At 43.5% G+C, this 26,362-nt stretch carries 27 protein-coding genes, 2 tRNA genes and 1 riboswitch; of the genes, 10 read left to right on the top strand and 19 right to left on the bottom strand.

Annotated features, from left to right (window positions below; genetic code table 11):
* The 6 genes from QXR61_01560 to QXR61_01535 form a co-directional block, all read right to left on the bottom strand.
* The coding region (locus tag QXR61_01560; protein MEM3756639.1) for a beta-galactosidase at positions 1-1,329 on the bottom strand (1,329 nt) is incomplete at its 3' end.
* 136 nt (positions 1,330-1,465) lie between these two features.
* The gene (locus tag QXR61_01555) at positions 1,466-2,446 is read right to left on the bottom strand and encodes a BadF/BadG/BcrA/BcrD ATPase family protein (protein ID MEM3756638.1); all 981 of its coding nucleotides are present in this window, start codon (positions 2,444-2,446) and stop codon (positions 1,466-1,468) included.
* A 2-nt stretch (positions 2,447-2,448) separates the two neighbouring features.
* Positions 2,449-3,513, bottom strand: coding sequence for an SIS domain-containing protein (locus QXR61_01550; protein MEM3756637.1), 1,065 nt, complete (start codon positions 3,511-3,513; stop codon positions 2,449-2,451).
* A 101-nt stretch (positions 3,514-3,614) separates the two neighbouring features.
* Positions 3,615-4,688 (bottom strand): nucleotidyltransferase domain-containing protein, encoded by a 1,074-nt coding sequence (locus QXR61_01545; protein ID MEM3756636.1) that lies wholly within the window; start codon positions 4,686-4,688, stop codon positions 3,615-3,617.
* Positions 4,676-5,710, bottom strand: coding sequence for a nucleotidyltransferase domain-containing protein (locus QXR61_01540; GenBank protein MEM3756635.1), 1,035 nt, complete (start codon positions 5,708-5,710; stop codon positions 4,676-4,678). Before QXR61_01540 ends, QXR61_01545 begins: the two co-directional genes overlap by 13 nt.
* Before the next feature lie 120 nt (positions 5,711-5,830).
* Complete coding sequence (locus QXR61_01535) at positions 5,831-7,063, bottom strand: magnesium transporter (GenBank protein MEM3756634.1); 1,233 nt, start codon at positions 7,061-7,063, stop codon at positions 5,831-5,833.
* Positions 7,064-7,536: 473 nt separating this feature from the next.
* On the opposite strand from QXR61_01535, the gene QXR61_01530 reads away from it, so the two are divergent.
* The 6 genes from QXR61_01530 to QXR61_01505 all read left to right on the top strand — a co-directional run bounded on the left by QXR61_01530 (position 7,537) and on the right by QXR61_01505 (position 12,129).
* A complete protein-coding gene (locus tag QXR61_01530; GenBank protein ID MEM3756633.1) occupies positions 7,537-8,013 on the top strand; it encodes a hypothetical protein in 477 nt (158 codons plus the stop codon).
* Positions 8,014-8,231: 218 nt separating this feature from the next.
* Complete coding sequence (locus QXR61_01525; GenBank protein ID MEM3756632.1) at positions 8,232-8,696, top strand: hypothetical protein; 465 nt, start codon at positions 8,232-8,234, stop codon at positions 8,694-8,696.
* A gap of 24 nt (positions 8,697-8,720) precedes the next feature.
* A riboswitch (Fluoride riboswitch) is annotated at positions 8,721-8,792 on the top strand.
* A 38-nt stretch (positions 8,793-8,830) separates the two neighbouring features.
* Complete coding sequence (locus QXR61_01520; protein MEM3756631.1) at positions 8,831-9,715, top strand: prenyltransferase/squalene oxidase repeat-containing protein; 885 nt, start codon at positions 8,831-8,833, stop codon at positions 9,713-9,715.
* Positions 9,716-10,375 carry a hypothetical protein gene (locus QXR61_01515; GenBank protein ID MEM3756630.1) on the top strand — a complete coding sequence of 220 codons (660 nt, stop codon included), beginning with the start codon at positions 9,716-9,718 and terminating at the stop codon, positions 10,373-10,375.
* Positions 10,376-10,433: 58 nt separating this feature from the next.
* Positions 10,434-11,513: a uroporphyrinogen decarboxylase family protein gene (locus QXR61_01510; GenBank protein MEM3756629.1), complete on the top strand. Its 1,080-nt coding sequence runs from the start codon at positions 10,434-10,436 to the stop codon at positions 11,511-11,513.
* Positions 11,514-11,613: 100 nt separating this feature from the next.
* Positions 11,614-12,129: an NUDIX domain-containing protein gene (locus QXR61_01505; protein ID MEM3756628.1), complete on the top strand. Its 516-nt coding sequence runs from the start codon at positions 11,614-11,616 to the stop codon at positions 12,127-12,129.
* A gap of 43 nt (positions 12,130-12,172) precedes the next feature.
* Here the strand turns inward: QXR61_01505 and QXR61_01500 are convergent, their stop codons facing one another.
* The 13 genes from QXR61_01500 to QXR61_01440 all read right to left on the bottom strand — a co-directional run bounded on the left by QXR61_01500 (position 12,173) and on the right by QXR61_01440 (position 23,324).
* Positions 12,173-12,706, bottom strand: coding sequence for an inorganic diphosphatase (locus QXR61_01500; GenBank protein MEM3756627.1), 534 nt, complete (start codon positions 12,704-12,706; stop codon positions 12,173-12,175).
* A gap of 212 nt (positions 12,707-12,918) precedes the next feature.
* Complete coding sequence (locus QXR61_01495; GenBank protein ID MEM3756626.1) at positions 12,919-13,617, bottom strand: hypothetical protein; 699 nt, start codon at positions 13,615-13,617, stop codon at positions 12,919-12,921.
* 28 nt (positions 13,618-13,645) lie between these two features.
* On the bottom strand, positions 13,646-14,299 hold the full coding sequence (locus tag QXR61_01490; protein ID MEM3756625.1) for a hypothetical protein: 654 nt from the start codon (positions 14,297-14,299) through the stop codon (positions 13,646-13,648).
* Positions 14,300-14,312: 13 nt separating this feature from the next.
* The gene (locus QXR61_01485) at positions 14,313-15,221 is read right to left on the bottom strand and encodes a hypothetical protein (GenBank protein MEM3756624.1); all 909 of its coding nucleotides are present in this window, start codon (positions 15,219-15,221) and stop codon (positions 14,313-14,315) included.
* 1 nt (position 15,222) lies between these two features.
* Positions 15,223-16,806 carry a baseplate J/gp47 family protein gene (locus QXR61_01480; protein ID MEM3756623.1) on the bottom strand — a complete coding sequence of 528 codons (1,584 nt, stop codon included), beginning with the start codon at positions 16,804-16,806 and terminating at the stop codon, positions 15,223-15,225.
* Positions 16,806-17,225 carry a GPW/gp25 family protein gene (locus QXR61_01475; protein ID MEM3756622.1) on the bottom strand — a complete coding sequence of 140 codons (420 nt, stop codon included), beginning with the start codon at positions 17,223-17,225 and terminating at the stop codon, positions 16,806-16,808. Before QXR61_01475 ends, QXR61_01480 begins: the two co-directional genes overlap by 1 nt.
* Positions 17,226-17,245: 20 nt before the next feature.
* Positions 17,246-17,638, bottom strand: coding sequence for a PAAR domain-containing protein (locus QXR61_01470; protein MEM3756621.1), 393 nt, complete (start codon positions 17,636-17,638; stop codon positions 17,246-17,248).
* A 16-nt stretch (positions 17,639-17,654) separates the two neighbouring features.
* Entirely contained in the window at positions 17,655-18,296 is a 642-nt protein-coding gene (locus tag QXR61_01465; protein MEM3756620.1) for a phage baseplate assembly protein V, read from the bottom strand.
* A gap of 17 nt (positions 18,297-18,313) precedes the next feature.
* The gene (locus tag QXR61_01460) at positions 18,314-19,276 is read right to left on the bottom strand and encodes a hypothetical protein (protein ID MEM3756619.1); all 963 of its coding nucleotides are present in this window, start codon (positions 19,274-19,276) and stop codon (positions 18,314-18,316) included.
* A gap of 218 nt (positions 19,277-19,494) precedes the next feature.
* A complete protein-coding gene (locus QXR61_01455; GenBank protein MEM3756618.1) occupies positions 19,495-20,586 on the bottom strand; it encodes an N-acetylmuramoyl-L-alanine amidase in 1,092 nt (363 codons plus the stop codon).
* A gap of 2 nt (positions 20,587-20,588) precedes the next feature.
* On the bottom strand, positions 20,589-21,305 hold the full coding sequence (locus QXR61_01450; protein ID MEM3756617.1) for a carboxypeptidase regulatory-like domain-containing protein: 717 nt from the start codon (positions 21,303-21,305) through the stop codon (positions 20,589-20,591).
* Positions 21,302-22,624 (bottom strand): hypothetical protein, encoded by a 1,323-nt coding sequence (locus QXR61_01445; protein ID MEM3756616.1) that lies wholly within the window; start codon positions 22,622-22,624, stop codon positions 21,302-21,304. The genes QXR61_01450 and QXR61_01445 overlap by 4 nt, the downstream gene beginning before the upstream one ends.
* Positions 22,625-23,186: 562 nt before the next feature.
* Positions 23,187-23,324: transfer RNA gene (locus QXR61_01440), tRNA-Asn, on the bottom strand.
* Positions 23,325-23,523: 199 nt separating this feature from the next.
* Between QXR61_01440 and QXR61_01435 the strand changes: the two genes are divergently transcribed.
* The 4 genes from QXR61_01435 to hisG all read left to right on the top strand — a co-directional run bounded on the left by QXR61_01435 (position 23,524) and on the right by hisG (position 26,359).
* A tRNA-Ile gene (locus tag QXR61_01435) sits at positions 23,524-23,601 on the top strand.
* A gap of 94 nt (positions 23,602-23,695) precedes the next feature.
* Positions 23,696-24,526, top strand: a complete 831-nt coding sequence (locus QXR61_01430; protein MEM3756615.1) for a class II glutamine amidotransferase — start codon at positions 23,696-23,698, stop codon at positions 24,524-24,526.
* 130 nt (positions 24,527-24,656) lie between these two features.
* The gene (locus tag QXR61_01425) at positions 24,657-25,082 is read left to right on the top strand and encodes a hypothetical protein (GenBank protein ID MEM3756614.1); all 426 of its coding nucleotides are present in this window, start codon (positions 24,657-24,659) and stop codon (positions 25,080-25,082) included.
* Between the two features lie 284 nt (positions 25,083-25,366).
* A complete protein-coding gene (gene hisG, locus QXR61_01420) occupies positions 25,367-26,359 on the top strand; it encodes an ATP phosphoribosyltransferase (GenBank protein ID MEM3756613.1) in 993 nt (330 codons plus the stop codon).
* The last annotated feature ends 3 nt before the right edge of the window (positions 26,360-26,362 follow it).

Genomic DNA, 26,362 nt, shown 5'->3' with positions numbered 1-26,362 from the left:
ATCAACAAAGTCCACTGGAAGATTCCTCGAATATAAGGCCCTATAGAAGTCTAAAGCCGGATCCCATGAACTTAACCCATAATAGTTTTTTCCACCATAGCCTACTTCGAGGTCCCAGGCCCAAATATTATCGTAGACGAGGATAAACGCTACCTCTGGTTTAACGTTTGTTTCTTCGATATATGGCGTGATCTTCTCAATATCCTTGGAAACCCTTTTAACTTCAAGAAACCTCCTTCTGGGAACACCATCGTGGTCTAGTATGCCATGCCAGTATTCTTCAGCGCCGAACCTGCAAGACCTCCACCTAAAGTACAGTACCCCATTAGCCCCCCTAGCGATTGATTGAAGGGTCCAAAGCCTTATTTCTCCGGGCTTAGGAATTGGCGCTAGGCGGGTTTTAACAGCGCCGCTCTGGAGCTCCATAATCCAGTAGGGCTTCTTCTTGAGACTGCGCATGACGTCATGCGCCATAGCCGACGCCGCGTAGTCTATGCTTGAACCCCATTTTGGATAGTAGTCGAAGGAGACTATGTCTAATGATTCAGCTAAGCGGAAGTAATCTAGCTCCTTGTATAAGCCCATGAAGTTATGCGTTACTATGTGATGCGGCGCGATCCTACGAATTATGTCGACTTGAATCTGCTGATATTTTATCCATGAATCGCTCATGAATCTATGCCAATCTAGGCAGAGGCTCGGGTTCTGCATATCTATAGGCGGTTTAGGCGGATATATCTCGCTCCAATCCCCATACTCCTGGCTCCAGAATATGAAGCCGCACGACTTATTGAGGTTGTCTAATGTTCCATATTTCGCCCTAAGCCAGCCCCTAAACTCCTCAACGCAGCTGTCGCAATAGCACAAGTCTATTCCAAACTCGTTATCAATCTGCCATCCAATAACATTCGGATCATCTTTAAAGTGTAGCGCCATCTTCTCAACGATTCTCCTCGTATGCAGGATATAGTTTTGGTTATTTGGACAGTAGTTGCGCCTAGTTCCAGCTGGGCTTCTAACGCCGTTATGATCAACGCGGAGAATATCTGGATGCTTCCTAATGATCCATGGGGGCGGAGCCGCCGTTGGGGTTCCAATTATCGCCTTTATCCCCCTCTTAGAGAGGATCTCTATTGCCTCGTCAAGCCACTCGAAATGGTACTCGCCTTCTCTAGGCTCAATCTTGCTCCAAGAGAACTCGGCGAGGCGCACGGTGTTAAAGCCGATTTCAGCCATCAGATCCGCATCCTTAGTCCATCTCTCCCTAGGCCAATGCTCAGGATAATAGTCCACGCCAAACCTCACTTTCAAAAAGCCCTCTCTTAACATAGGGGAAACACCGAATATAATTTGAGTGCACGTATTTTATATAATTGTGACATTAACCATGATTAAAGCGACCACTAAAAAGCCCGTTTAATTTGGCTCTGAGCCTAACTGTTTAGGCAACCGTTCACTTAAACGTTCACTTAAACATTCTCATGCTTTTGAGAATTGATTTTAGGTCTTCTTCTGAAAACTTTAATCCGATTTTTCTGAAGGCCATTATAATCGGCCCTAAAATTGGTTCTTCTTCCACCAAAGGCTCTTTCACAATAGCTTTCGGAGCGCCCTCTTTAACAGTCCTAATAAAAGTATCTTTAACGATTTTTGACCTGAAAACTCCGCCTAACCCGCCGACGATGATTTTTTCATCCTCCATCTTAAGCCCTCTAATGATGCATAGCGCCGCCAGGGCTAGCTCCCTTCCGGCATCCTCAAGTATATTTTTAGCCACTTTATCCCCTCTAGAGGCTGCCTCATCGACAATTCTAGCAATTTTCGATACCTCTGTGGGATCGCATCCCAGATCCTTATAGACTTTATTTAGGATCTCAAGCTCATTTTCAACGCCAAAGTAGTCGGAAATCATTTTCGACAGAATAGTCTTTTCTCCTCTTCCATCATAGGCTCTTGAAATGGCGTTTAACGCTTTCACCGCAATCCAGTAGGCGCTCCCCTCATCGCCGATAAGCCAACCCCATCCACTCGACCTCATTCGTTCGCCTCTACTGTTGATTCCAAAACCGATGCTCCCAGTCCCAGCTATAACCGCGACGCCGGCTTCCCCAAATGTTACAGCGTAATACGCTGCAACGGCATCATGCTCAATCAAGACCTTATCTCTCTCGACCCCAATCTTTTCTATAACTTTCCAAGCGTTCTCCCAATCTCTCGGAGTGTCTAGGTCAGCCCAGCTTATTGAGATCAAACTTATGTCCTTAAGCGATAGGCGTGAAGCGGATAGGCAGCCGTCGATAGCCTCCCTAATATTCCTTATTACTGTTTCTTCCTTCAACCACATTCCTGAAGGGCCGGAGATAAACTTTCCGAGAACATCTCCTCTCTCATTTAAAATTACTGCCAAGGTCTTTGTTTTGCCGATGTCCATGCATAGAATGAACATTTCTAGAACCTCTGCACGTATCTGAAGAGGTTTCTCGGCTTATCCGGATCCCTGCCTTTACCCACGGCGTAATAGTAGGCTAAGATCTGCATAGGCACAATAGATAGAAGAGCCTTACATTCACCGCTATATTCAGGCGGCAGCCTTAAAGCGTTCTCCCCAAAATCTTCAGAGTCAGATATTAAAACCATGTCCGCGCTTTTGCTGGCAAACTCCGAAACAAAGTTTTTCAGGTAAATAGCGTTTTCGCCGAGAAAACATGAAATCACCAGAGTTAATCTCTCACCTATGGTAGCCATAGGGCCATGCCTAAACTCAAGTAGATGCAGCCCCTCCGTTGCGACGTAAGATGTCTCCTTAACTTTTAACGCGCCCTCCAGAGCTATTGGATAGGAGGGGCCTGATCCCAAAAAGATGAACCTTTCAATACTCTCGTCGAGAAGCCTTTTCGACACCGCCGCAATTCTACCTTCAGCTTTTAAAATATTTTCGGTTAGAGACGGCATCGCCTTACTCTCATCTACGAAAATATGCTTTTCGCCGGAAATCTTTTCATCCAAAATGCTGGAAAAGACTGCTGTCGCAAGGGAGAACGCTGTAAAACTCTTCGTCATAATGATACTTTTCTCTTCACCAATATCCAGCACAATCGGTTCGTTCACTATACCAGTGATCTCGCTTTCCTTCTCAATCGTGAAGCCGACTGTGCGAGCCCCCCTTCTCTTACATATCTCAAGGGCTGTCACCGTTTCCGCTGTTCTTCCGGATCTAGAGATCCCGATAACTAGGCTATCGCTGTTTACGATGTTTGCGAAGTGAAAAATCAGTTCGGAGGATGGAAGCGCATAGGCTACAAGCTCACCGTTTCTCATCAACGGCCAAGAGCCGAAGAGAGCCGCATAATATGATGAGCCGCATCCTATGAAGAAGATCTTCCTAAATTTGCAGGCGTAATCCGCAATCTCGCTCATCCTATTAAGGCTTTTTATAACGGCTTTCAACGCGTTTGGGGAATCCCTTATATCTTTTATCATGCTATATTCTTGTTTAATCTCTCTTGGAAACATTTAACACGCCTCACCAGACCCTCGCTTCATCAAATATTCTTCATACAATCTTTTAACTCTTAATGTTTCTAGGAGCGGTTAGCAGACTAGGTTACGCATCATTAATCGATCTTCGCAACCTTAAGTGTCTGATCATAGTAGCGCGGCCCGTAAGTCAAGGTTATCTGATGGAAGCTTCCCTGGTTTGTTTCAACCTTCTCTAGGTTTCCTTCCACGTAAGCGACCTCATCTCTCCAACATTGCATTCTAAACTCTTCAAGATACGAAACTACCCTCAAGATATCATCGGCTTCAGGTCCATCAATAATCTCAACAGGTTCAACAGAGTATATTGAAGGCATGAATGGCGCTTCCTCGTCACCTGTAATTTTCACGGTGGCTTTTATCCATCCTCTCCAAACTATCCTGCTGATTCTCTCATATTTACCCGATATTTCATGCCAAGCCTTAACCGGCTCAAATTCAACCTTTATCCTGCGTCCAGAAAACTTGTCGTGGAAAACAGCGTAAACCATTTTTCGTCGCTGATGCCAAACAAACTCTTTTGGACTTAAATTTTTAAACCGCCAAACCTTACCCTTAACAGGACCATCATCGATAAACTCGTTTGTGAAGAGTGAAGATTCGTCGCCGTAAAGGTCTTGCAGTGTCTGGCGAACCCTTCCTAGGCTGCTTCTACCATAAACAATGATGTCGATATCTGAGAATTTTGGGTTATAGAAGCCATGTAGAAGAGAGCCGAAGACCCCGAAATCCTCTAGAGGCAAACCTTGATCTTCAACAATTATACGAAGGATTCCTCTAAGAGCATGAATCAACTCATCATTACAACCTGATTCAATGATTTGACGCAGCCTTTCTTCAGGTTTTCTAATTTCCGCGATGCTCTCACACCTTACCCCTATAACTCTCCTACCTAAGGGCTCGTAGTCTAGCATGTAGTGCGGATACTTCTCCGATACGAATCCCCAACCCTCATCCCCGAAAAACTTATAGAAAGTTCTTCTCCCATCGCTTCTAAACGCTTTCGGGTTGTCTGACCTAAATATTTCTGAGGGAGCGTATTCAAGATCACATATGTAGCCTGCTGGCGGATGAGAGTAGCCAAGAACCCTGAAGATAAGCCCCTCATGTGTTAAAATGGCATCCCGATCCCTAAGTTTTAAACTGGCCAAATATATTCCTCCCCGCTCTCGGCGGTTCCAACAACAGCTTGATAGTAGACTTCGCCCGTCAAAACACTTTCGACCCGCTCCAGCATCCCAGAAACTTTAATCTCCCCGCCTTTCCTCGCAACATTCCTGTAGCATCCGATCATGGAGACAACTCTCTCCGGAACCATTTCACGAGGGAGATCTGATTCAGGGGTTAATGGAAGATAGTTTTCGACCTCGTAGATTGCTGGGCGAAACATTGATTCGCTGTCGTCTTTAACTGTGCACTTGAACTTCACATGCCTTACGGGTGTGTAGCGATACCAGCCGTACTTTACATTTATCTCCTCGGGTTTGCGGACGGCAGTATACATGAAAACTTTACCTTTATACTGTCCTCTAAATTTCCTCACATAATCCAGTCTATTCTTGAATATGTATTTGATCGCCCCTTCCCCCGCAAGTTTCTTCACAGCTGCCTCAACCTTCCTAAAATTCTCTCCACCATAGACAACTATGTCTATGTCGGATTCACTGCTGTGCATGTCTAGGGCGATTGAACCGTGTATACCAAAATCTTCTACTGGAACATTTGAAGTGTCTGAGAGGAGATCGATTAACTCTAACGCCGTACTCTGAAGACAGTCTCTGTCCGCTCTCCCGAAAATATTTCTGAGGCACTCTCTAGGAATGAAAACTTTCACGATGCGATCCAGCGGCACGCTAATTACTTCCTTCCTCCTAAAAGGGCAAAAATAAACGTAATCCGGAAAATTCTCTCTGAAAATTTTTAAGAACTCCTTATAGTTGTCTGCGGTGTAAAGTTTCTCAGCTCGGAGTAATTCAATCTCACCATATTTCCACTTTCTATCTAGGAAGCTAACATTAAACAGGTTCTTAACCGTTGAGGGAATATATTTTAAAAACGAGAAAATACGTTTCTCCGGATGCTCGTATCCGAAAACATTTAAGATGAAGCCTTCGCCCGTAAGAACAGTATCTCCATCCAGAGGCATCCATTCTCCAGCAGGCAATATCAACACCGTAACCATCTAGCTTAACGGCTCCAATTTAAATGTATGTCTAGGAGAACCTGTAAAGAAAATTTTGCTCCTGCCAGCACTAGGCTGCTTTCTGAAACTGAAGATGAAACTTCAATGTTTTTAAGGCCAGATTAAACCCCATAGAATCAGGGCTGTTAGTAGGGAGATTGTTGTCAAAGCGTCGGCTAAGGAGCTTTCAACAGGTATCTCGAAGTTGTCTGGATCTAAACCTTTCTTATAGGTTATGATTGCCACAGAGTAGGAGACTAAGATGATTAGCACTGCGGCTAAAATATTAACTGTGAATAAGAGTAGAGAAAACCTTGCGACGTTTAAGGGATGCAGCGCCCCGATCACCGTGAGAGCTAAAACGGAGTAGATGAAATACATTATTAGGGATGCTGTCCAGGCGCCTGAAATCTCCGAAAAATGATCTTTTATCGAGGCAAATGAAGCCTTTAAGGTGCCTAGAGCCAGCTTCGTTGTGGCTGTTGAGCCAACGACGGCGCCGACATCGCCTATAGTGTCGATTAAAGCGGGATAAACAACGTAGACGGGGTAAACTTCATAAACACCTTGTTTCTCACGTATAATCTCGTCGATTCTCCCTAAAAATGCTCCGGCAACATTGATTATAAAAGAGACTATTATTAGGGTTAGCAGGGATTCCCTTAAAGTTTTGATGAACTCTTGTTCATGTATGTTTTTGGCGAGTATATAGGTTGCTGAAAATATTAGAGCCGAATTTGTGATGAGGAGAAGATGCTGCCAGAATGAGCCGTAGAGAATATGGATGTGAAGCATAAAAATGTAGATTACTGTTATAAGCAGGTCTGCGGTGGTGGATTCTACAGGGTACAAAATTATGTCCGGGTCTAAACCATGCTTGAAGGAGATAAAGGAGACTGCTAGAGTGAGCGGGGAAATAACCAGCAGGGATAAAGCCATAGTCGCCATAAGCACGTTTACCATGCTCCACAATTCACTAATAAGCGCACCGCGATAAACTATTCCAAAGAGAACGGCCACCAAAGCCATAAATACGCTCGCCTCGAACGTTAAGAAAACTATCGCTTGGAAAAGCAGATAGAAGTCTTTTGTGTTCTCAAAAAAACGGGGTTTAACTGTGCCAAGATGGAGGGCGGTGCTCAACCTTCCGCAAAATAAGCCGCCTATAACCCCACGCGCACTTAGTATTGGAGGGTAGATCACTATGGCCCATGGCGCAGCCTGAAAGAGCTCAGAGTAATATGCGATGAGTGTTCCAGCAAATATTCCAAATATGTTGAACGCGTATGCCATCACCGATTGTTTAAGCGTCTTCGCGAAGCTCGGTCTAGAGATCAGCGTCACGGTTTAAAACCCTCCAGCTAGAACATTTGAACATAGGGTAAACTGAGCAAAACATGCTGCTTAAGCGTTTGAGCGCTGTGTTGGTTAACCGCATCGCTTCCTTTCTCTTGAAGCTTCGTAATCCTTTACATGTTTCACGAACGCCTCTTTTAGACATGTGCTCAATCGCCTTTAAGGCTCTTCTTCCCATCTGGGGATCTTAAACCATTAATTGGTTGCAAAACATCCTAATTAACTTTAAAGTGTAGATAGCATTAATTTAGCAAAAGCTTTATAGGTTTAACTTGTTTCTCTTCTATCCTAAAGCATCCTGAAGCGCCCCTGTCTCTGGGGGTATCCGCACTACGTCTGAGACTAAATGTGTGACTCATGTTCTCTGTCTACATTGTGCTTCCCTTGGGCTTGGGTGTTGCAGTTGCTGTCGCCCCTTCATTTTAGCCGAAGACCTCCGTCTACTGCTGAAGAGTTATTCTATGGAAGATGTGAAGATTATAGTTGAGGTGGATGTGATTCCAGCAATATACCTTCACCACTTACTGGATCCGGAGATGAATCAAATATACTATTTTTGGGATGGCGCCCACTATCGCCTCCAAACAAGGTTTATAAATGGTTCGTGTATAGCCCTACTGCACGGTAGGGGCTGTAGGCTTGGAGACTATAGGCCGCTGATCTGCAGGGTTTGGCCATTCTGGTGGAAGAGCGGAACAGATCCATCCTTAGGCGACTTCTCAATAGAGATTAACGGGGACTGCACCATGGCAACCCGCTGGAATATGCCCATGAAGGATATTTTAAGGGAATTCGGCTACTCGGAAAACGCCATTAAAAGAGAACTCCTCGCCTTAAGCAGAGCCCTTAAAGAGCATGGTGAAATACTAAGGGAGGCCGAGAGAAGAAAGGTGCCACCTAAAAAGCTGCTAGATTGGATCATCAGCGAAAATTTATGACTAAGCCTTAACTTCTCTAAAGCCCTTAACATTAAAACGGTAACACATCAGAATGACGACAAGCAACGTTCCACGCGAGTTTATTGACTGTTTTTGGCAAATTTAAACCTCAGCAAGACTGAAATTATTCTTAATATAATTAAAATGCAATCTAATGAAAAGAGCGGTAAAGTCTCGGGAAAGGGAAGCCGTGGGATTAGCGACAACGGTGATCAGCATTGCGGCCTGAAGAATTGAGAACTCTCCTCAAGAGGCTTTATCCAAGATGCACGCGACTCGAAATCGAGAATCTGATCTCAGCAATGCTCTCTGGAAAATACTGGAAGGTTCATCCATCTAGAGACAACGCATACTACGCCGTTGCCTTAACGAGAGCAAAGATCCCATTTAAAAACGGTTTTAGGGCAAAATCGACAGCTCCTTGGCCAGTAACAATTTCGCCTAAGGCTGCAAAATTCTGTAGGCGCGGCAGAATATTAGTCATTAAGAGGGAAAACCGCACTTTCATGTCTGAAACAGTTATTGATTGGCCAGTTTTCCTTAGACTAATGAAAATGGACGAGAATTTAGTCTACAAACATTTGATCGAAAACCCCGACCCCCCACAGTTCCTTAATATGCGAGTCTTTAGGGCGTTATTACCATGCTTAAGGAAAGTTGAAGGCGCTAAGGAAAACCCTTAAATAAAAGAGACTTCTTTTTCTCCTTATCCAATGGGTGATGGGGCCCACCCTTAACCGCCCGCTCTGGCCGCGCGGGCTGATGGCTCCTACTTTATCAGCAAGCGGCTTAATGCGCCAGATGCTGGTGGAATGGGTTGAAGCCCCTGCTCGCTCTGCAGCCCTCGATAGGAGACTTAGTTAGCTTGGATACTATTGTGGATTATATTCTTGAGCGGCAGAACCCTGATGGAGGTTACACGTTCTGTAGGTGGACGGAGTCGAATGCTCAAGACACATTCTACGCGCTGAATATATTGGATATTTTGGGCGTCCAGCCGATTAACGTTGATAAAACGATTAATTTCCTGAAGAGCCTACAGCATTCGGATGGGCATTTTGACTCGGTTAAAGTCGCATATTATGTGATTAAATCCCTACTAAAATTTGGGGAGAAAACGCTGAAGCTGCCTATAGATCCCATAGAATATCTGCCCAAGTTGATAGAGAGCCTTGAAAGCCCCTCCATAGATATTGAAGCCCTCTCGGAAGTTGAGAGCATGTATATGCTTGTCGACCTATGTACAGCCCTTAACATCAAGCTGGACTCGGAGAAGATTACTGAAGCAATATTTAGGATTAAGAATAGTGATGGAAGCTTTGGAAGCGCCAAGCGATCCAAGATGGCCTCAACATTCTACACTCTTGGAACACTAAAAAATCTAGGCTACGATGTTAGCGAACTAGCTGACACATTGAAGTGGATTAGAAAGCATGAGTATGCTGGAGGTGGTTTCACACATGCCCCAGGAGCCGCACCAACCTATCTTGAAGACACCTATTTTGGAATTAAATCGCTTGAGATCTTAAAGGAGAGGATCGCTTATCCTAAAGAAACCTTGATGTTTGTGGCAAGGTTCCAGAACCCTAACGGCGGGTTCCGCAGATCAATATTTCTAGGCATATCGGACTTTGAGTCAACATATCAAGCGCTATCATCGATCAAGGTGCTGCTTTCACCTCTAGGGTTAGGGTGGCTTTAAATGTTTAAGGGTAGGCTCATACCTGCCCTAGTGATGAAGGTCATCTTAAGCGGACTATTAAACTCCTCTTGGGGCAACTTTCACAGGAGCACGATAGTTAGATTCACTGTTTATGGCAACCATGTGGAGATCGGGATTGGGGAGGGAAACGTATATCAGTGGGAACTTGACGCTCTAAAAGGCGTATCGATAAAGCATGAATGGGTCACTGTTAAGGCGCTGGAAATAGCGCAAGTGGAAGGCGTAAAATATGTTCCAGAAAAGAAGGTTTCAGGGATGCCTAGGGGGCTCCTCCCAACTCAAAGCGGAAGCGTATACATCTTTATTAGCGATGATTTAAAGATGATGCTTCCAGCCTATAGGTGCTTCGACATAAACTTCGGCGGGCGGCGAATCCTCTCTATACTCAGCCCAAGAAGTCTCGTTAGGGATATTGCTGAAGCAGTCCACCCAGCTTTTCCGAGAGAGAAGTATCGTGGAAGAGTCAATAATGTAGAGGTGGAGGCTGGCGCGCTTAGCAGGTTCTTTAGGGACGGCTATGGAATCGGCGTGCTCAGGAAAAGAGGTGCCGTGAAAGGTGAGATGGAGGCTTTTCCGCTGCTCGGGGGAGAGGATATAAAGGTTATTTTAGAGACGCTAAGCGAATATCGCCTAGAATAAACATAAATACCTATGTTTCTAACAGGAATATTTTTAATTAGATTAGAGGTGTTAATTTGTGAGGAAGCCGGATTATCGTAGGCTTTTAACCGTTCTTAGGAGGGAAGGCGAACCAGATAAAGTACCTTTTTACGAGCACTTTGTGGATAAAGAGGTTATGGAGCTGATTCTGGGCGAGCCTATACCTGCCTTAAATTCCAACCTCAACGCTGGGCTTAAGGAGAAGCACATATCAGCTCTAATAAAGTTTTACAGGAAGCTAGGCTACGACTATGTTCCTTTCGAGATCCCCCTCAACCTTCCGAGAACAAATAGGCTTAGAGCGAAGGATACAGCCACATTTTCTAGGGGAATTAGAGAATGGCAAGATGAGAATAGGGGCGAGATCGAAACTATAGATGACTTTGAATCCTACCCGTGGCCTGACCCTGATAATGCGGCTGATCTAACCTACTTTGAGCTGCTTGAGAGGCTTCTGCCGGAGGATATGGGCGTGGTAGGCGGGGTGAGCGGTGGGGTCTTCGAGCATGTGAGCTGGCTTATGGGTATGGTTCCGCTCTGCAGAGCGGTTTATAGGGACAGGGGCCTTGTTGAAAAGATGTTTGATAAAATAGGCTCTATAATAGTTAGAGTTGACGAGGAGATAGCGAAAATGGGTAAACTAATAGCGCTGAGAATGGGCGATGATATGGGCTATAAGAAGGGAACATTTCTCTCGCCATATATCCTACGTAGATACGTTTTCCCATGGCAGAAGAAATGCGTGGAGATAGCTCATAAGAGAGGTTTACCTTTCATTCTCCACTCCTGCGGGAACCTTAAGAGCGTGATGAACGATCTAATAAACTATGTTGGCATAGATGCCAAGCACTCTTTTCAGGATGAGATAGAACCAGTATGGGAGGCTAAAGCCAAGTACGGTGATAGAATAGCCATTTTAGGCGGCGCGGATGTAGATAAACTCTCACGCATGCCAGAAGAAACCCTTAGAGACTACATTCGAGACATACTTAATAAGTGCGCTTCCGGAGGCGGCTACGCTCTAGGCTCAGGAAACACTATAACAAACTATATACCAGTAGAAAATTACCTAGCGATGCTGGACGAAGGCGAAAAATTCTCCATCAAGCACCTATGAACAAGGTGTAAACGCGCAATCCTCCTTATGAAGAGCGAATTAAAAATCTCCAGCTTCCGGATTCCTCCTAATTAGCCCGAAAGTATGGTGGTATGTCTTCATGGGCGGGGATGAAATCTTCTATGTTGTTGATGAGAATGATAATGTTGTCGGCCGGGCTTCTAGGAGCGAGTGCCATAAAAGGGGTCTAATTCACAGGTCTGTTTACGTGATAGTCCTTAATGATAAAGGCGAAATCTTCATACAGAAGCGTTCAATGAGCAAGGATCTTTACCCCGGGCTATACGCTTGCTCCGCATCAGGGCATGTTGAACATGGCGAGAGCTACGAGGAGGCAGCTAGAAGAGAACTTATGGAGGAACTCGGCATAAACGCCCAATTAAAGTGGATAGGCAGGTTTAAGTGTTTTTCCGAAACTGAACGTGAGATCTCAGCGCTCTACCTATGTCGCCATAACGGCCCATTTAAACTGAACAGCGAGGAGATCTCTGAGGGGAGGTTCATGAGCATAGAAGAAATTAAGAGAATGTTGAAAGATTGCGGAAATATGTTTGCGCATGGTTCACTTCTAGCTCTAAAAGAATTCATAAAATACATTGAGGGTGAAGGGTTCTAGGCTTCACCGCTATCTTTCATTTAACCTCATAAAAATTGTAAGGTTACCCGAAGGTTCTCTTGAAGAGATTTATCGCATAATTTATTAGTCTCTTTGCCTCTTCGGCGTTTCCCCACGATTTGAATTTAACCCATTTCCTCGGCTCAAGCCTCTTATAGACTTCAAAGAACTCCCTTATCTCCACCAGCTTATGCGGGTGGATGTCTGATAGATCTCTTACCCCATCGAACCTCGGGTCTCTGATCGGCACTGAAAGGATCTTCGGATCTTCCCCCTCCTCGTCCTCTAGGATTAGTACGCCTATGGGCTTAACCTTAACTATGCACCCGACCTCAAGCGGCTCATAAGATAAAACCATTATGTCAAGTGGGTCATTATCATGATACCACGTCTGCGGGATAAAACCGTACTCGACTGGAAAGACAACTGAGGAGTGGAGGACACGGTCAAGCACGAATGCCTCCCACTCCCTATGATACTCGTACTTATCTCTAGACCAGCTAACAACCTCAATAACAGCATTAACGACATTAGGCGGATCGTCGCCGGGCGAAATATCACGCCAAAGATTAACCATATGCACCGCCTAAATAAAGCGACAGCAAACCATATAATTAAATATATTGGCTCCGAGAAAGGCGTTTAGAATGGCGTTAACACTTAAAAATGAGGACATTAGATTTATGCACATATTAGCGTGCTTACCAGCTAAAGCCAAGAGATTCGCCACACCAGATTTATCGACATAAAGAAGTGGGATGACTATTATGTAAAATGTAAACTCGCTGGTCATCGTTTCTGTTTTATTTCAATTTTTTCAATTCTAGGAAGCGGGGTTTCCACCTGCATATATGTCTCCAATAAACATTCTATAGTTCTTCCATAAACTCCTTTAGGCGTTTTATCCGCTGGAATACTAAATCCACCAGTTGGTTTAATCATCACGCCCCTAAGATTAAGATCCTCCTCTCTTTTAAGCAGCGCCTCAATAATACTAAAGGTTATTTTATTTGCTCGGAGCTCATCTCCATCCCAAACATTAATATGATACTTCATGATGAGCTTTACGCTTTTTATTTCGGCGGGAATCAGATACCTAACTAATATGTTATTTGAGCCCTCTTCCGGCGGCACCTGAAAAGTAATTGACCCATTCTCATAGTCTACAAAGTAGTCAGCATTTTCTAACCTTCTTTCACCCGGAGGGTGCTCCACTATTAAAGTTGGTTTTAAAGGTTTTCTGCTGAGAGTATAATTGACTCTTTTTCCATCTCCGCTAAAGCGCTCTTCAACTTCATTATTTTTTGTGGCGAATGATCTTCCGATTCCAATCTCTTCAATTTTAAACTCTACGTTCACAATTGATATTGCTGGCAAATTCACCGCTATACTAAGATCTGGTTTTCTCATTCCTATATTCTCTTTAGGAACCCCCTCAATATTTTCTCGCAGTACGCTAACTATTGCCTCTTCAATTTTATCAATCATTTATAACCGCCTACATATACTGCTATTTTCAGGTTTTTAGAGGTTTAATTCTAGTCACGTATTGGATGACATTAGCTATTCGCGGCGTACATTCGCCGTTAATATTTCTGAAGATTATATACCTTACCTCTTTATCCGGATTTGGGTTCCTAAGCTCATACTTGTACCATACGCGTTCATTCGGAGATAAGAGATACTCAATATAGGGGTTATCCGAGCCTTTAGGTCTCAGCTTAGTCCATTCATGAATAAATATGCCGCCTATTACTTGCCTCGTTCCATCAACATACTCAAGAGTTATCTCTAAAGTCTTTTTGTCGCCATTATCTGCCCCAGACCAATAATATAGTATATCAAAGTGGGATAGTATTCCAAATCTGCATATTTCCCCTGTCCTCCCCTTCTCAATAACCCACTGTCTAGTTATATATCCAACAACGCTAGACGCATAGTTGCTCGACTCACCGGGGACATCCTCATCAAGCCTATATGGTATACCTGTCGGGCTATCTAAATTCGTTAACACGACGCTTTCCGTCATACTGTCCACATACCTTCTTAAATTCCGCACTTCCTCCTCTAACCTTTCTAGATCAGCCCTTATATCATCTTGAATCTTATTCCAATCCTCGGATCTAATTAACTCGCCGGGCTTTCTTTTTATAGGTTCAAATTTTGGCAAATAATCTCCTCCCTTAAATAACTCTAATTATTGCTTTAACTCCAGCAGCCTTAATTGCGTATATAACTTCTTCTAAAATGGATAAATCCCTTTTTCCTGAGACGGCTTCTTTCGGTATTTTGATCTCGAATGTTGCGGGTTGATAGGCTACCCATTTAAAAGTTATTTTAGCTGTGGGTATGCCTACCGCAAATATAGATTCATCAAAACTTGAAATATCAAATCTACCGATTGCTTCCTCTACCTGTTCAGAATATTTCCATGTAGACCCCTTTCTCAGCAGTCTCGGAAAACTGGTTACTGTAAGTCTCTCAGTTACATCTACGTCGTTTAATGTTGCCTTACCGCCCTCTATCTTCAGCTCTTCCCCCGCCTTAATTTCTCCACTAAAAGATATTTTTTCTCCAGTGTCAACATTAAGGATTGTTGGATTAATGATTACCATATTGGTTGTCTCAGTTGTAATGGTAATGCTTGGGACAGCGTCAAGAACGCTATTGCTCGACATGAACCATGCGTCTCCCGTTCTCACCTCCAATGTTTTTTCTACCGTAACAGGGGGGTTCTCCACGAGTTCAATTGGGTAATCATCCGGTAATCCAAGGGTCATTTTAACCGATGATAGGATGGCGCTCACAGTCCCTCCACCTTTAAAATCCATTATTGCCCTCTTTAGGCGGCTTCTATATTCTGAATCCTCTTCTCCCATTCTTCTCTTCAAATTAAATATGGCTCCTAACCTATCTATATCGTTCCCAAAAGCCGTATCAACCCAGTGCGCCCTCAATATTATGTTAGTATCTTTATCCGCCTCCTCAAGCCTCTTTCCCACAGCACCTATTATCTTGAATATACGGGAGTTTTCATCCCAAGTTTTATAGAAGCTGGGAAATCTATCCAAAATTCTCTTGGTTCTCTTCATTTCAAATTTTTCCACCCAAAGTTTTTACCAAAACATTAATGGTTCTGGCAGTAGCTCTCTCCTCACTGCTTATTTCTACGTTTGCCTTAGTGCTTGTAATCGCTTCTCCATCCCTTCGATATGCTTTTATAGTAACCTCGTTTATATCATGAACCCCATCTACGCTTAAAGCCGCTCCAATAATTCGACTATATATTATATCCTCACCTATTTTCAGAGATGAAATATATCCTATCACCTTGCTTTCTACTTCTCTCCCTACTCTTGATGGTTCCGCTTCTCTCTCTAATGTTACCGTTAAAAAGACATCTACATATACGGGTTTAGGTCTTAAAAATTCCACCCTTATGCCTGCGGCTCTTATATCCTCAATGACTCTTTTAATCTCTTTTTCGTCTCCTCCATCCACAATTATTTTTACTATGCCAGGAACACCATCCGGCATATCCTCAATGAGAACGCACGTAACTCCCTCAATACCCCTCACCCCTGCCTCCAGAGATGTTAATGTTGCTTTGCCAGCCACTTCAAGGGCGCGCTTCGCTCTGCCTCTTAAATCTTCATCAGATTCGGCCTCTGCTCCATTAAGTATATCCTCCCTATTGATCACGTATTCTACTCCCATTAGTGGCTGGGGCATAACTGTTATCATACCAGCATAGACATTCCCCGCTGTGCCAGGTGTTAAGGCCCTCACCGGAACATCCGCCTCCCATACCCCCTCAGAGATTTTCTCAAGAAAACGCTCCTCAGTTGTTACAAACACCTTAGCCTCCCGCGGATTAGGCGAGTAAGTTGAAACCTTAATTCCAGCTGGTATCTTGATCCGCTCATATGCTGTATAATCTACATAGAACATAGTGTTATAATCAGGTTTTCTCCCGTCTACCAGCCACTCGATCCCCCTCTCCACTACGGCATAATCTTTATCTCTCTGAAAAACATGTAAGGAGCCGGATGACAACCCCTCAACTTTATTCACGCTTTTTATTGGAAGAGCATTTAGTTCATAGACTGTCTTACCATCATATAGGTGGGCCTCACGGCTTACTTGAATCTCCGGTGGATCTGTGCTCCTTCCAAAAGTGACTTTGCCAGCCGCGTGCTCCGGCGGTTTACGCGATATTCCTAGTAGGGAGACAACTAGGTCCAAGGCGCTTCCTTTGGCCGTATCAATGAAGCCAGCTAAATAAACCCTGTTTAGCTGTTCATAGAGAAATTCTATTTCTCTGCTGATTGCCTCCACTATAGTTCTCGTAACGCTTCCAGGGTTTATGTCGGTGATCCCTGAGGGGGTGCCAAAAATATAATTCACGTAGAATGGCGTCTTATTATCCGGCTTATCTCCTTTGGGAAGCCACTCCAGCATATCGCCAGCAAGCCTATAATCAACGCCCTCCCTAAACATGTGACGAGCACCATTCATGACCCCTTCAACTTTAACTATGCTTTTTACAGGCGTGTTCTCCAGCTTGTACTTCGTTCTATCAACATCATAGATATGCTCTTCATTAACTATGCCCTTTGTTATCTGGGCAAGTATGGCATCCCTTATCTCCTCATAAGATTTCTTAACAAACGACATTAAATGACCTCCAAATAAAATGGAAAAACGATATTTAACGCGGTGTTCCGACCGATTGGTAGAAGAGTTATCTCTATGTCTATTCGGCGCTTATCTTCCTTATGAGGTTTAACGGATATGTTGACTATTTCTTTAACTCTGGGGTCGCGCATTACGCTCTCTCTCACGTATGCTTTAGCAAGCTCTCTTGTCCTCTCATTGTTCGGCTCGCCGACTAGCTCATAGAGGCGAGAACCATAGTTTGGATGACCTAGATCCGCCAATTCGCCCAACCGAGTTCTCAATCTACTTATTATTGCCTGCCCAAGATTATACTCATCTTTTACGATCTCCAGATCCCCGCTCGGGCTTAACGCCAGATCGCTTCCCTCCTCCTCATCAACTATTTTTAGGTCGCTTCCAAGAGGACTACTCGACATCAAAACATCACCAAACACTCTTATCCAATCATAACCGTTCCAGCGGCTATCACTTTACCTATAGGAAGATCAACCGGATCGTTGCATGTAGTCGCGGTATCCCCGTTTCTAGCGGCTGGCTTACCATTTATCATAACTGTTTGGCTTCCAGTTTGGATTATGGCCATATTTGATGGAGACCTCTGAAAAGATCCACCTTGCGGGATGTGTGGCGGCATATTCTGAGCTGTGCTCCCAACTGTAGCGGCTGGTAAACCCATAATTTTAACATTTGGGCTTAAATTTCCATTAATTATCCCATTAAAGGGATGCGGCATCGGTGTCGGGACAGGACCTGTTGGTGTTGACACCATTACTATGTGAGTGTCTGTTGCAACGATCTTATCGCCTTGTTTTGCCGCTGGCTGACCCAAAGTAAACCACCAAAACTCAGTTTATATTTACTAGTGCGCCCTTTATATCCAATGTCCCTGAAGCCTCAAGTTTAGCTGTTGCGCCCGATTTAATTTCGAGTTTTCCGCGGCTCTCTATGCTTATGTTGTTTGCGGATAACGATATGTCTTGGTTTGCCTTCAAGTTTACTTTAGCACTAGACTCTATAGTTATGTCTCCGTTCCGATCTATTTTAAGGGTTGTTCTACCAGCCTTAATGGATACTTCATCATCAGTTATCGAAAGTATCATGCCTCCGGGAAACTCTAAATATATTCTTCTTAAGTTGGATGATTTTGAGTATGGCGGTTTGTAAACGATCTCCTCCTCTTTATTAACTGGAGGTCTATCCTCATCATTATATAATCTTCCTATTACAACTGGCGCGTTTATGTCTCCATTAAGAAAAGTCACTAGAACTAGATCCCCAACATTTGGTATGTGAGCTAGGCCTATATGCTGGGTTGCAACCGGAACCCTTCGTAATTCAAGATCTCTATGCTTCAGTCTTACATTACATTCATAGTTGTCTCCGTCGCTTTCGCTTGAGTGAGGGAATATCGATGTCACAACCCCGATCTCAGCTATGTGCAATTTCTTAATTTCATCCTCAACAATCTTCTTAATAACTTCAATCATTCAGACGCTTTCTCCCGTCATCTTTTAAAACCTACTGTAGTTATGAAACCTTCTTTCCTGTTTAAGATATGCTCTACACTTCGAACTTGGTATTCACTATTCAAATAATTTTGCCTCAGACACCTGATCTCAATGGTGTCGCATAGGTCGATGTTTGCGTCACCAATTATCTTTGCTGTTCCAGTTAGCGTCTTCATTAATTCATTGAGCTTCGCTTCAGCCATTTTATCGGCCATATCTCTATCTTTTGCTGTTGGGTCTATTATGAGTAATCTATTCCCCCCACTTCCAGCTAAGCCTTCCACAAGTCTCTTTGTAAGCCAGTGAGCCTTATCTGCTCCCTTAAAGCTTGCTGGGCTTTCGCCGCGCACTGATACCTGAGTGAATCTGGGCTCATGCTTGTCGACCTCTATGTGAATTATGTTTTTGCCATACTCTAAAATATGAGGCTCCTTCCTCTCATACTTCTTAAACATTATTTTGTTCTTCACATTCATGTAGAGGCTGAAGCCGCATTTATCGGCTAAATCCCTCATATGCTCATAAACGTTTTTTCCATCGTCCACGGTGTATTGTGGGAAGCGTATTCCGTCCGCAGCCTCCTCAACCCTTACGCCTGCTTTTCCAGCCAGATCTGAAACTATTTGGCCAGCCGTCTGCCCCTCGTAAACCTGATTAACTCTCGTATTAAGAAGTTTTGAAGCTGAATCTAAGCCTAAAACCCTTACCCTTGTTATTTCATTCTCCACATCATCGACGAAACCATTAAAAACATCTTTTAACTCTTCTCCATATCCAATCTGAACTAGGATAGCATCGCCCTCCTCTATTTTAGAGGTTTTATCGTTTATATTAAATAATATCTCACAGCTACCAGCGGAGACGCCCACGCTTCTAATAATCTCAATACCAACTATGCACATAGATGAGGAATCAAAAACATCAGATTCAACTTGCACCCTGTAAGAGGGCTTCAACAATGCAAACCACGTCCATCATTATTGCTGTTGCTCTACGTAATCTGCCACCCACATAATCATCGTATAGTCATAATGATTTATAACGTCTCCATTAACGATGCCCCACCATGATTTATCTTGTGGTCTCCTACTACCAGCATAGAAATGCCGTTTAAACATATGAACAGCTTGAGCAACTTCAGAGCTATATTCACTCGCACCTTCAGGAATATAATAGCCTATTTTTTTAGAGCACTTATCACATCATTAAGTAGTCTCTTTTGACTTTTTTGATTTCTTCTTATGGGGAAATCCTCTTCAAAAGGATAAATGAGGTTTTCTCTCGGAATTAACCCAAGTCCTTCATTTTCTAGTTTTTTCCAATCGAAATTCGGACCTGGACAATTATGACTTGGCGGAATTTGCACATCGCTGTGACCTACAACCCTGTGTTGCGAAATCCTATATTTCTTTTGCAGTTTCTTAATTAAATCTATAAGAGCCTTATACTGTTCTTCCGTGAATGGGTTATTACGCATTGTAGTTTTTGGTCCATCTTCATGAACAATCTCGATTCCTATAGAAAAATGATTAACATTTTTTCTTCCTTCCCAATAAGAACCCTTCTTTCCATCTGCATGCCATGCGCATTTACTGTTCATAACCATCTTTACAACATATCCATCTGTATCAACAATATAGTGGGCGCTTGCTCCCCCCTTCTGTGTAAAAGTGTTTATGGTAGGTCCAATTCGTGAGCCTCCTGTGTGATGAACAACTATTAATGTAGGACTTTGAATGTTATTGGGTCTATCAGAGAAGTTAGCCGCTTTGATCCAGATTGGCTGTAAAAGTACTAAGACTGCGGGTTTTGTTGTATCGCTAAGCGCTTGATTCCATACGCTCTCATCTATTTGACTCGGTCTAGATTTACTACCAGGATATATAAACGCCAAATTCGGGGGGGATATATTTACTTCCTGGATTTTATTATCCTGCATATTTATTGTCATAGTTGCTGGACGGTACATTTCATTCGGTATCTCGCTTTCAGAGATTTTTTCTCCCCAAGAGGATGGATTATCCCCACCCCAATTCTCCTCATTCCACCCATCTGGCGTAAGCTGTAATTCTACTTTTCCGCCCTGCTGCCCTTGTAAACTTCTTAGATACTCGCCTAGATTCCAGTCTCCGAGTTTATTGGGTTTATAGTTTGAACCCCCGACGCTAATAGTGAACTCCACTTTCACGTTTCCTCCAGTCAGCTTGTTTCTAAGCGCTAATAGTATTGGTTGGAAAGTGCCGACGTCATATTTTTTCTGCTGTGACATTCTCAGCCTCTACCCCTTTCTTCAGATTTTATTTCAACCTCTTTTACTATACCCTCATATTCTGGTGCGTCGACCGTGATCATGTATTTACCGGGCTCCAAGTTATCTTTTCTGAATACACCTTCCTCATCAGTTTTAACAACGTATTCTCCCCCCTCCCAGGATATCTTCACAGATACGCCGCTTTTGGGGTTTCCATCAGCGTCTAGAACCCTGCCAGTTACATAGTTGACTGATGCCAAAGCCTCGTCAGTTTCCTCCTCAACCTCTTCAGCGGCTTCCTCCTCTTGGCTTGGAGCCCGCTCCTCCTCTTCTCGGGGAATAATATACTCCCTCAAAACCATATGGTATCTGTATCTATTAACTGTGCCGCCCGCATCCTCAACCCGCAAGTCTTCTATTAAAACCTGGTTTACTTCAGCTATACCAGTTATGTCTGAAGAAAATGGAACCGGAGAACCTGCCTTAAACTTTGACCTAATTATTTCTAAGTCTTCCCTAGCCCCCTCGCCAAATATTATGCCCTCAAAAGATATAGTGACTGGCTCTCTCCCCAAATCCTGTAGGATGCTTCCCTCGAATCCAGGGATTTTATGCTCCACAATACGCCTCCTCTCACTAATCTCTATGTTATGGACGCTTCTCAGATCCTTAGTTGCCCCAGTATCCGGATCCCGAGTATGCTTAATTAGCGGTATCCCATCAATCTCAACATTCATATGTTTAACCCATACCTCCTAGCCTCTTCACGCAGAATTCTAACTATCTTCCTTTCCAGCTCCCTTAAATCACCCTCATCAGCCGTAGACTCAACCCTAACCATTATATTTATTGGACGCTGCACCCTAACCCTCTCTGAAGATAAAGGAGACATGGATGAAAACATCCGGAGAATAGATGCTACTTCATGCATTCTCAGCAATTGGAAGGACGTTACCCTTCCTCCATATGGGATCTGAGTCTCAAGTAAAGGCCTGCTTATTGCGGGATAAATATGCGCAGTTAAGCCCTCGCTTACCCACTTAACAAATCTTTCAAGGTCAAATTTTAGAGGAAGCATGTCGCCAAAAATCGCTTTAACACTTGAAGTCAGAGGAGAAATAGTATCCAGCGATTTTTCCATAAACCCCAAATATTCTGTCAACTTAATCACATGAGAAGTTACGGGCTTAATCTCATGCGCAAAATGACCTACAGTAGGATAATGTTCCACTAGATAGGGAAGACCACCGCTAACAGCCTCTTTAAAGCTCTCGCCGACGAAGCTTTTAGTCAGAGGTTCTGTTAACGGAAAAATACGAGATAACTCCACCATTTTTCCAAAGAAGTAGATAACTGGGCGAAGATATTCTACTTTTGAGGAGAATAGTTGGCTCATTAAAGGATATGCTGTGGCCTCAAAAAATATACGCGTATGCTCCAGTAAAGTAGATGGCTCTTCAGTTTCCTCAATCTTTAATGACCTACTTATCTTGGGAAACAATGATGGAAATAGATTCCTATTGAGCGCTCGCGATATGACATGGACTTCACTACGCCGAGCTTTTCTGTATGCTTGAACGTAAAGCTTTGAGTGAAGTCTATATAGGGGTTCACTCCACTGCGCTTTTCGAGAAAGCAAGGGTACTAAGAAGATACGTGTATGATCCGCTAAGGATAGTGTAGAAGAGTGAAAGAAAGACTCAAGAGTTTTTCTCAAATCCATGAGGTATGCAGGCTCAGGCGAGAGGGCTTTGCTGTAAATTATCTTCTCAACATATGCTTCATAGGATGATGAGATGCTTCTTCTCCTTTGAGCAAGAATATAGAGCCTAACAAATGCTGTGGAGGAGCGTTGAATAATTGGCTTAAAAGTTTCTTTCATCATCTCGCTTAGGAGATATGTCATATAAATGATGCCCTTGGTTTCATAATACCCAATGTTTGCCCTCGTAGGCCGCGTCTTTTCGGCAACTGTTTCAGAAATCTCCTTCCTCGTAGAGACAGAATATATGGGGATTTGATAAGGCGATTTTACAAGTTTAATGAGACCATTCAAACGGTTTTCCAGAAGATTTGATCTTAACAGACTTTAAAGGAACCTTATCGGAAACCGGTAAATAAAACATGTTCTTTTTATTGTTTTTCTCAAACTCATAACCCCAATCCGCGTATAGACTAAACTTAAAGCTCAAATTAATCAACCATTAAAATATTATTAGTTACTTAAATTTTTGGCTGTCTGTGAAAGAGGCGTCTATTTATTAGAAAGTCTTACTCCTCCATCGCTCATCTAGATTGATGCTAAGAGAGATTTGAACTCCCTTCCATAGATTAATGTAATAAGCGCAGAAAAACTCCCTCTATTGATAGGATTATATAACCAGTTAGTAAGTTCTTTGGATCTAAAGTTATTAAAACTAGTAACCCTAGTATATTTCATAAGGCGCTTTGATGCTTCTGAGTTTTTATTCTCTTTTAGCGTACTGTAGGCTATCCCACCACGGGCTTAAAATTATTATAAGTAACAGGTAATAGAGCCATAGCGATCTCGCTCTGACGTCTGAAAGGAATTACTAATATTTTTGGAAAAGGAAGTAAAAGCATCGTAGGTTCGGTTGTGGCGCCGCCGGACGGACTCGAACCGTCGACCAACGGGTTAACAGCGTCAGCCTCTTGGGGTTTTAAGCCCCTTAGAGCCCGCTGCTCTACCGAACTGAGCTGTCGTCCACGCATCGCCGGGATGCGTGAACGGCGGCTCACTCGGTATTTTTTGTTAGATCTGGCGGCGCCATTATTTTTCATGTTTTCTGAAGTATTTAAAGTTTAACTTAGGATTTTCTTTAGAAGGCTATTTTTGGCGTGAATTGATGGAGCGATGGAAAACGGTTGGATCGTTAGCAATATTCTTAAATAGGATGAGTTTACTAAAATTATTTTTGGAGATATGCTGTGGTAGGGCCCGTAGCTCAGCTAGGTTAGAGCGGCGGGCTCATAACCCGCGGGTCGCCGGTTCGAGTCCGGTCGGGCCCACCAACCATCAGTGTTTTTCTCTTAATCTCTGAGATATTCCGCTTCGAATGTAAATCTTTAAAGCCTTCTTCCCTGATTTTTTAATCTGGTGCTGGTTATGTGCCGGCTTTTCGGTCTGCTTTCGACCGGTTTCTCGAACGCCGCAGGATACTTGCTCAATGATCCATGCTCCCTCTACGCTCAGAGTAAATCGAACCCGCTGAGACTTCAGGGCGATGGGTGGGGTGTAGGCTTCTACGTAAATGGATCTTTAAGGGTTGTGAGGAGCGAGAAACCCATCTTCGAGGAGTATGAGCGGTTTAAGTCTGTTGTCGAGAGCATTAAATCTAATGTTATTATTGCGCATGTGAGGAGGGCTAGTAATCCGAGGGGTCTGCCGAGAGAAAAGCTCGTTTCTATTGAAAACACTCAGCCGTTTAGTTACGGTAAATATGTTTTCGCCCATAATGGGGTGATCTCTGTACCCGACGAAGTAGCGCAGCTGTTGGGCGACTGGAGACTAAATATAAGAGGTTTAAATGACAGTGAAGTTTACTTCTGGTACATAGTTAAGGAGCTCTCTAAGGGGAAAAATATGCCAGACGCATTAAAGAACTTTCAGAAGGATCTCTTGAGGGTTTGGATGGAGACTCGGGAAAAGTATCCGGAGAGAAATAGACCTTACATTGGCTTAAATATGGTTTTCAGTGATGGCGAAAAACTGTACGCGTACTGTAAATACGATGAAGAATTGGATGGAGGGGTTAAGTCGCTATGCTACGGGGATCAGCCGGCAATGCAGATGGTATACATCGCTGATTCAGAGAAGCTAATAGTGGCCTCAGAGAAAACGAATAGCAGGGAGAATTGGCAGCCTCTTAAAAGCGGTCAGCTAATAACTGGGCAAATATCTGGCGGAAGAATAGAAATTCAGATACAAGAATGCTAGAGAATAAGATAAAACGCTCATTTAATTCACGCCTATTAACCTGAAATCAGCTGTAGAAGGCTGAGGAAAACGGATTACGGCAATAGAAACCTTTAAACATGTTCTCTCTAACTGTAGTACTAGAGGAAGCATGGCTGAAGATAAACTTTCCGAGTTATATGAGCTATATATGCGCATATATGGAAGCAGAAACCTAGTGAATGAAGAAATAAATAGGCTTGAAAAGGAGGGTTTAAGTAGAGAGGAGGCCATAAACAGCCTCTATCAGAGAGATATCGGAGAAAGAATTCTCAAACCATATAAACAAGCGCCTCGACCACGATGGCAGATAAAATATGATGGGGAAACATGGGGCATATTGTATCTGCCAATAGACAACTTCGAGAATGAGCTGTCAAATCTTGGAGAATTATTGGATTATGTAGAGCGTAACTGCGGCGAAGTGGTGGCGATAGTCCCAAACATAGGGATAACGTCAACAAGCCTCATTCTTGGAACAAGCTTCCAGGGCGTAAAGGGGTTCGGCATAATATATAGGAAGAGACGGAAATCATGAGGGCGGCGGCAGATTATACGCTAAGCGAAAAGAAAAAGATTTATATTGTGATAGAGTAGCCTATTCTTTTCGGTGATGCATGGTTTGCTAGGTGATTACGTTCATAACGAGGAATGACGACGCTTGTTTCTTAAACGATTATGTATTTTGCTTCACGATAAGCTTTAGGTTGCTTCTCCGCACCATTTTCTCGAACTGCATAGGCTTTAAATTTCCGTCGCCGCCTTGTCACCTAATAACGTATGGTTCATGCAGCGATAACATGGTCGAGTGGTGCTGAGCCTATGAGTAAAATCAGTTTTGTTATACCTAAGGGGCATCTGGCTGAGGGCGCGTTTAGAGTTCTTGAGCGGGCAGGCTACTCTATATCGGGTGGAGAGCGCACATATAGGCCGACCATAAATGACCCAAAGATCGAGTTGAAGATTCTTAGACCCCAAGAGATACCGATATTCGTGAGCGATGGCCTACATGATATAGGCATAACCGGCCTTGATTGGCTACATGAAACCCGCGCCGACGTGGAGGTTCTACTCAACTTAGAGTACGCAAGGGTTAAAATCGTTTTAGCCGTTCCAAAATCTTGGACCGATGTAGACAGCCTCTCAAGCCTGCTGGAAAAATTTCATGGTGAAGGCAGGGTGCTTAGAATATCCACAGAGTATTTGAACATTTCAGCCGACTACTTGATGAGTAACGTAGCATATAAAAGGCTTTATGGGGATAAGGAGCCTCTAATAGTTACGCCGTGGTGGAAGAAGGGCAGAAACGATAGAGTTACGATCTACCTATCTTTTGGCGCAACCGAGGCGAAGCCTCCGGAAAACGCCGACGCCATAATTGATGTTATGGAGACGGGCGAGTCATTAGAGCAGAATAATCTTAAGCCCATTGAGACGGTAATGGAGTCAACTGCCATACTGATTGCCAATAAGAATTCGCTTAGGGATCCTGAAAAACGCGAGAAGATTTATGATGTCTTAACTCTTATCCGCGGGGTAATCGATGGGAGAAAGAAGCTGCACATATTTGTTAACGTGCATAGAGATAATCTTCCAAGGCTTCTTGAAAGGCTGCCAGCGCTCAAAAAGCCAACCATATCCCCGCTCTCGGATGAAAACTGGTATTCGGTGAACACCGTGATAGATAAAGAGCAATTCATAGAGATACTTCCAGTACTTAGAAAGCTGGCTCAGGGATTAGTTGTCTATGAGCCTAGGCAGGTACTCCCCTTAGAGGAGATAACTTCAAACGAAAGCTCTTGCAGGGGAGAATGAAGA

Source organism: Candidatus Bathyarchaeia archaeon, assembly GCA_038882715.1.
Taxonomy (GTDB): domain Archaea; phylum Thermoproteota; class Bathyarchaeia; order Bathyarchaeales; family DTEX01; genus DTEX01.
Note: the sequence above shows the minus strand (reverse complement) of the source record. Positions and strands in the feature narration are given on the sequence as shown.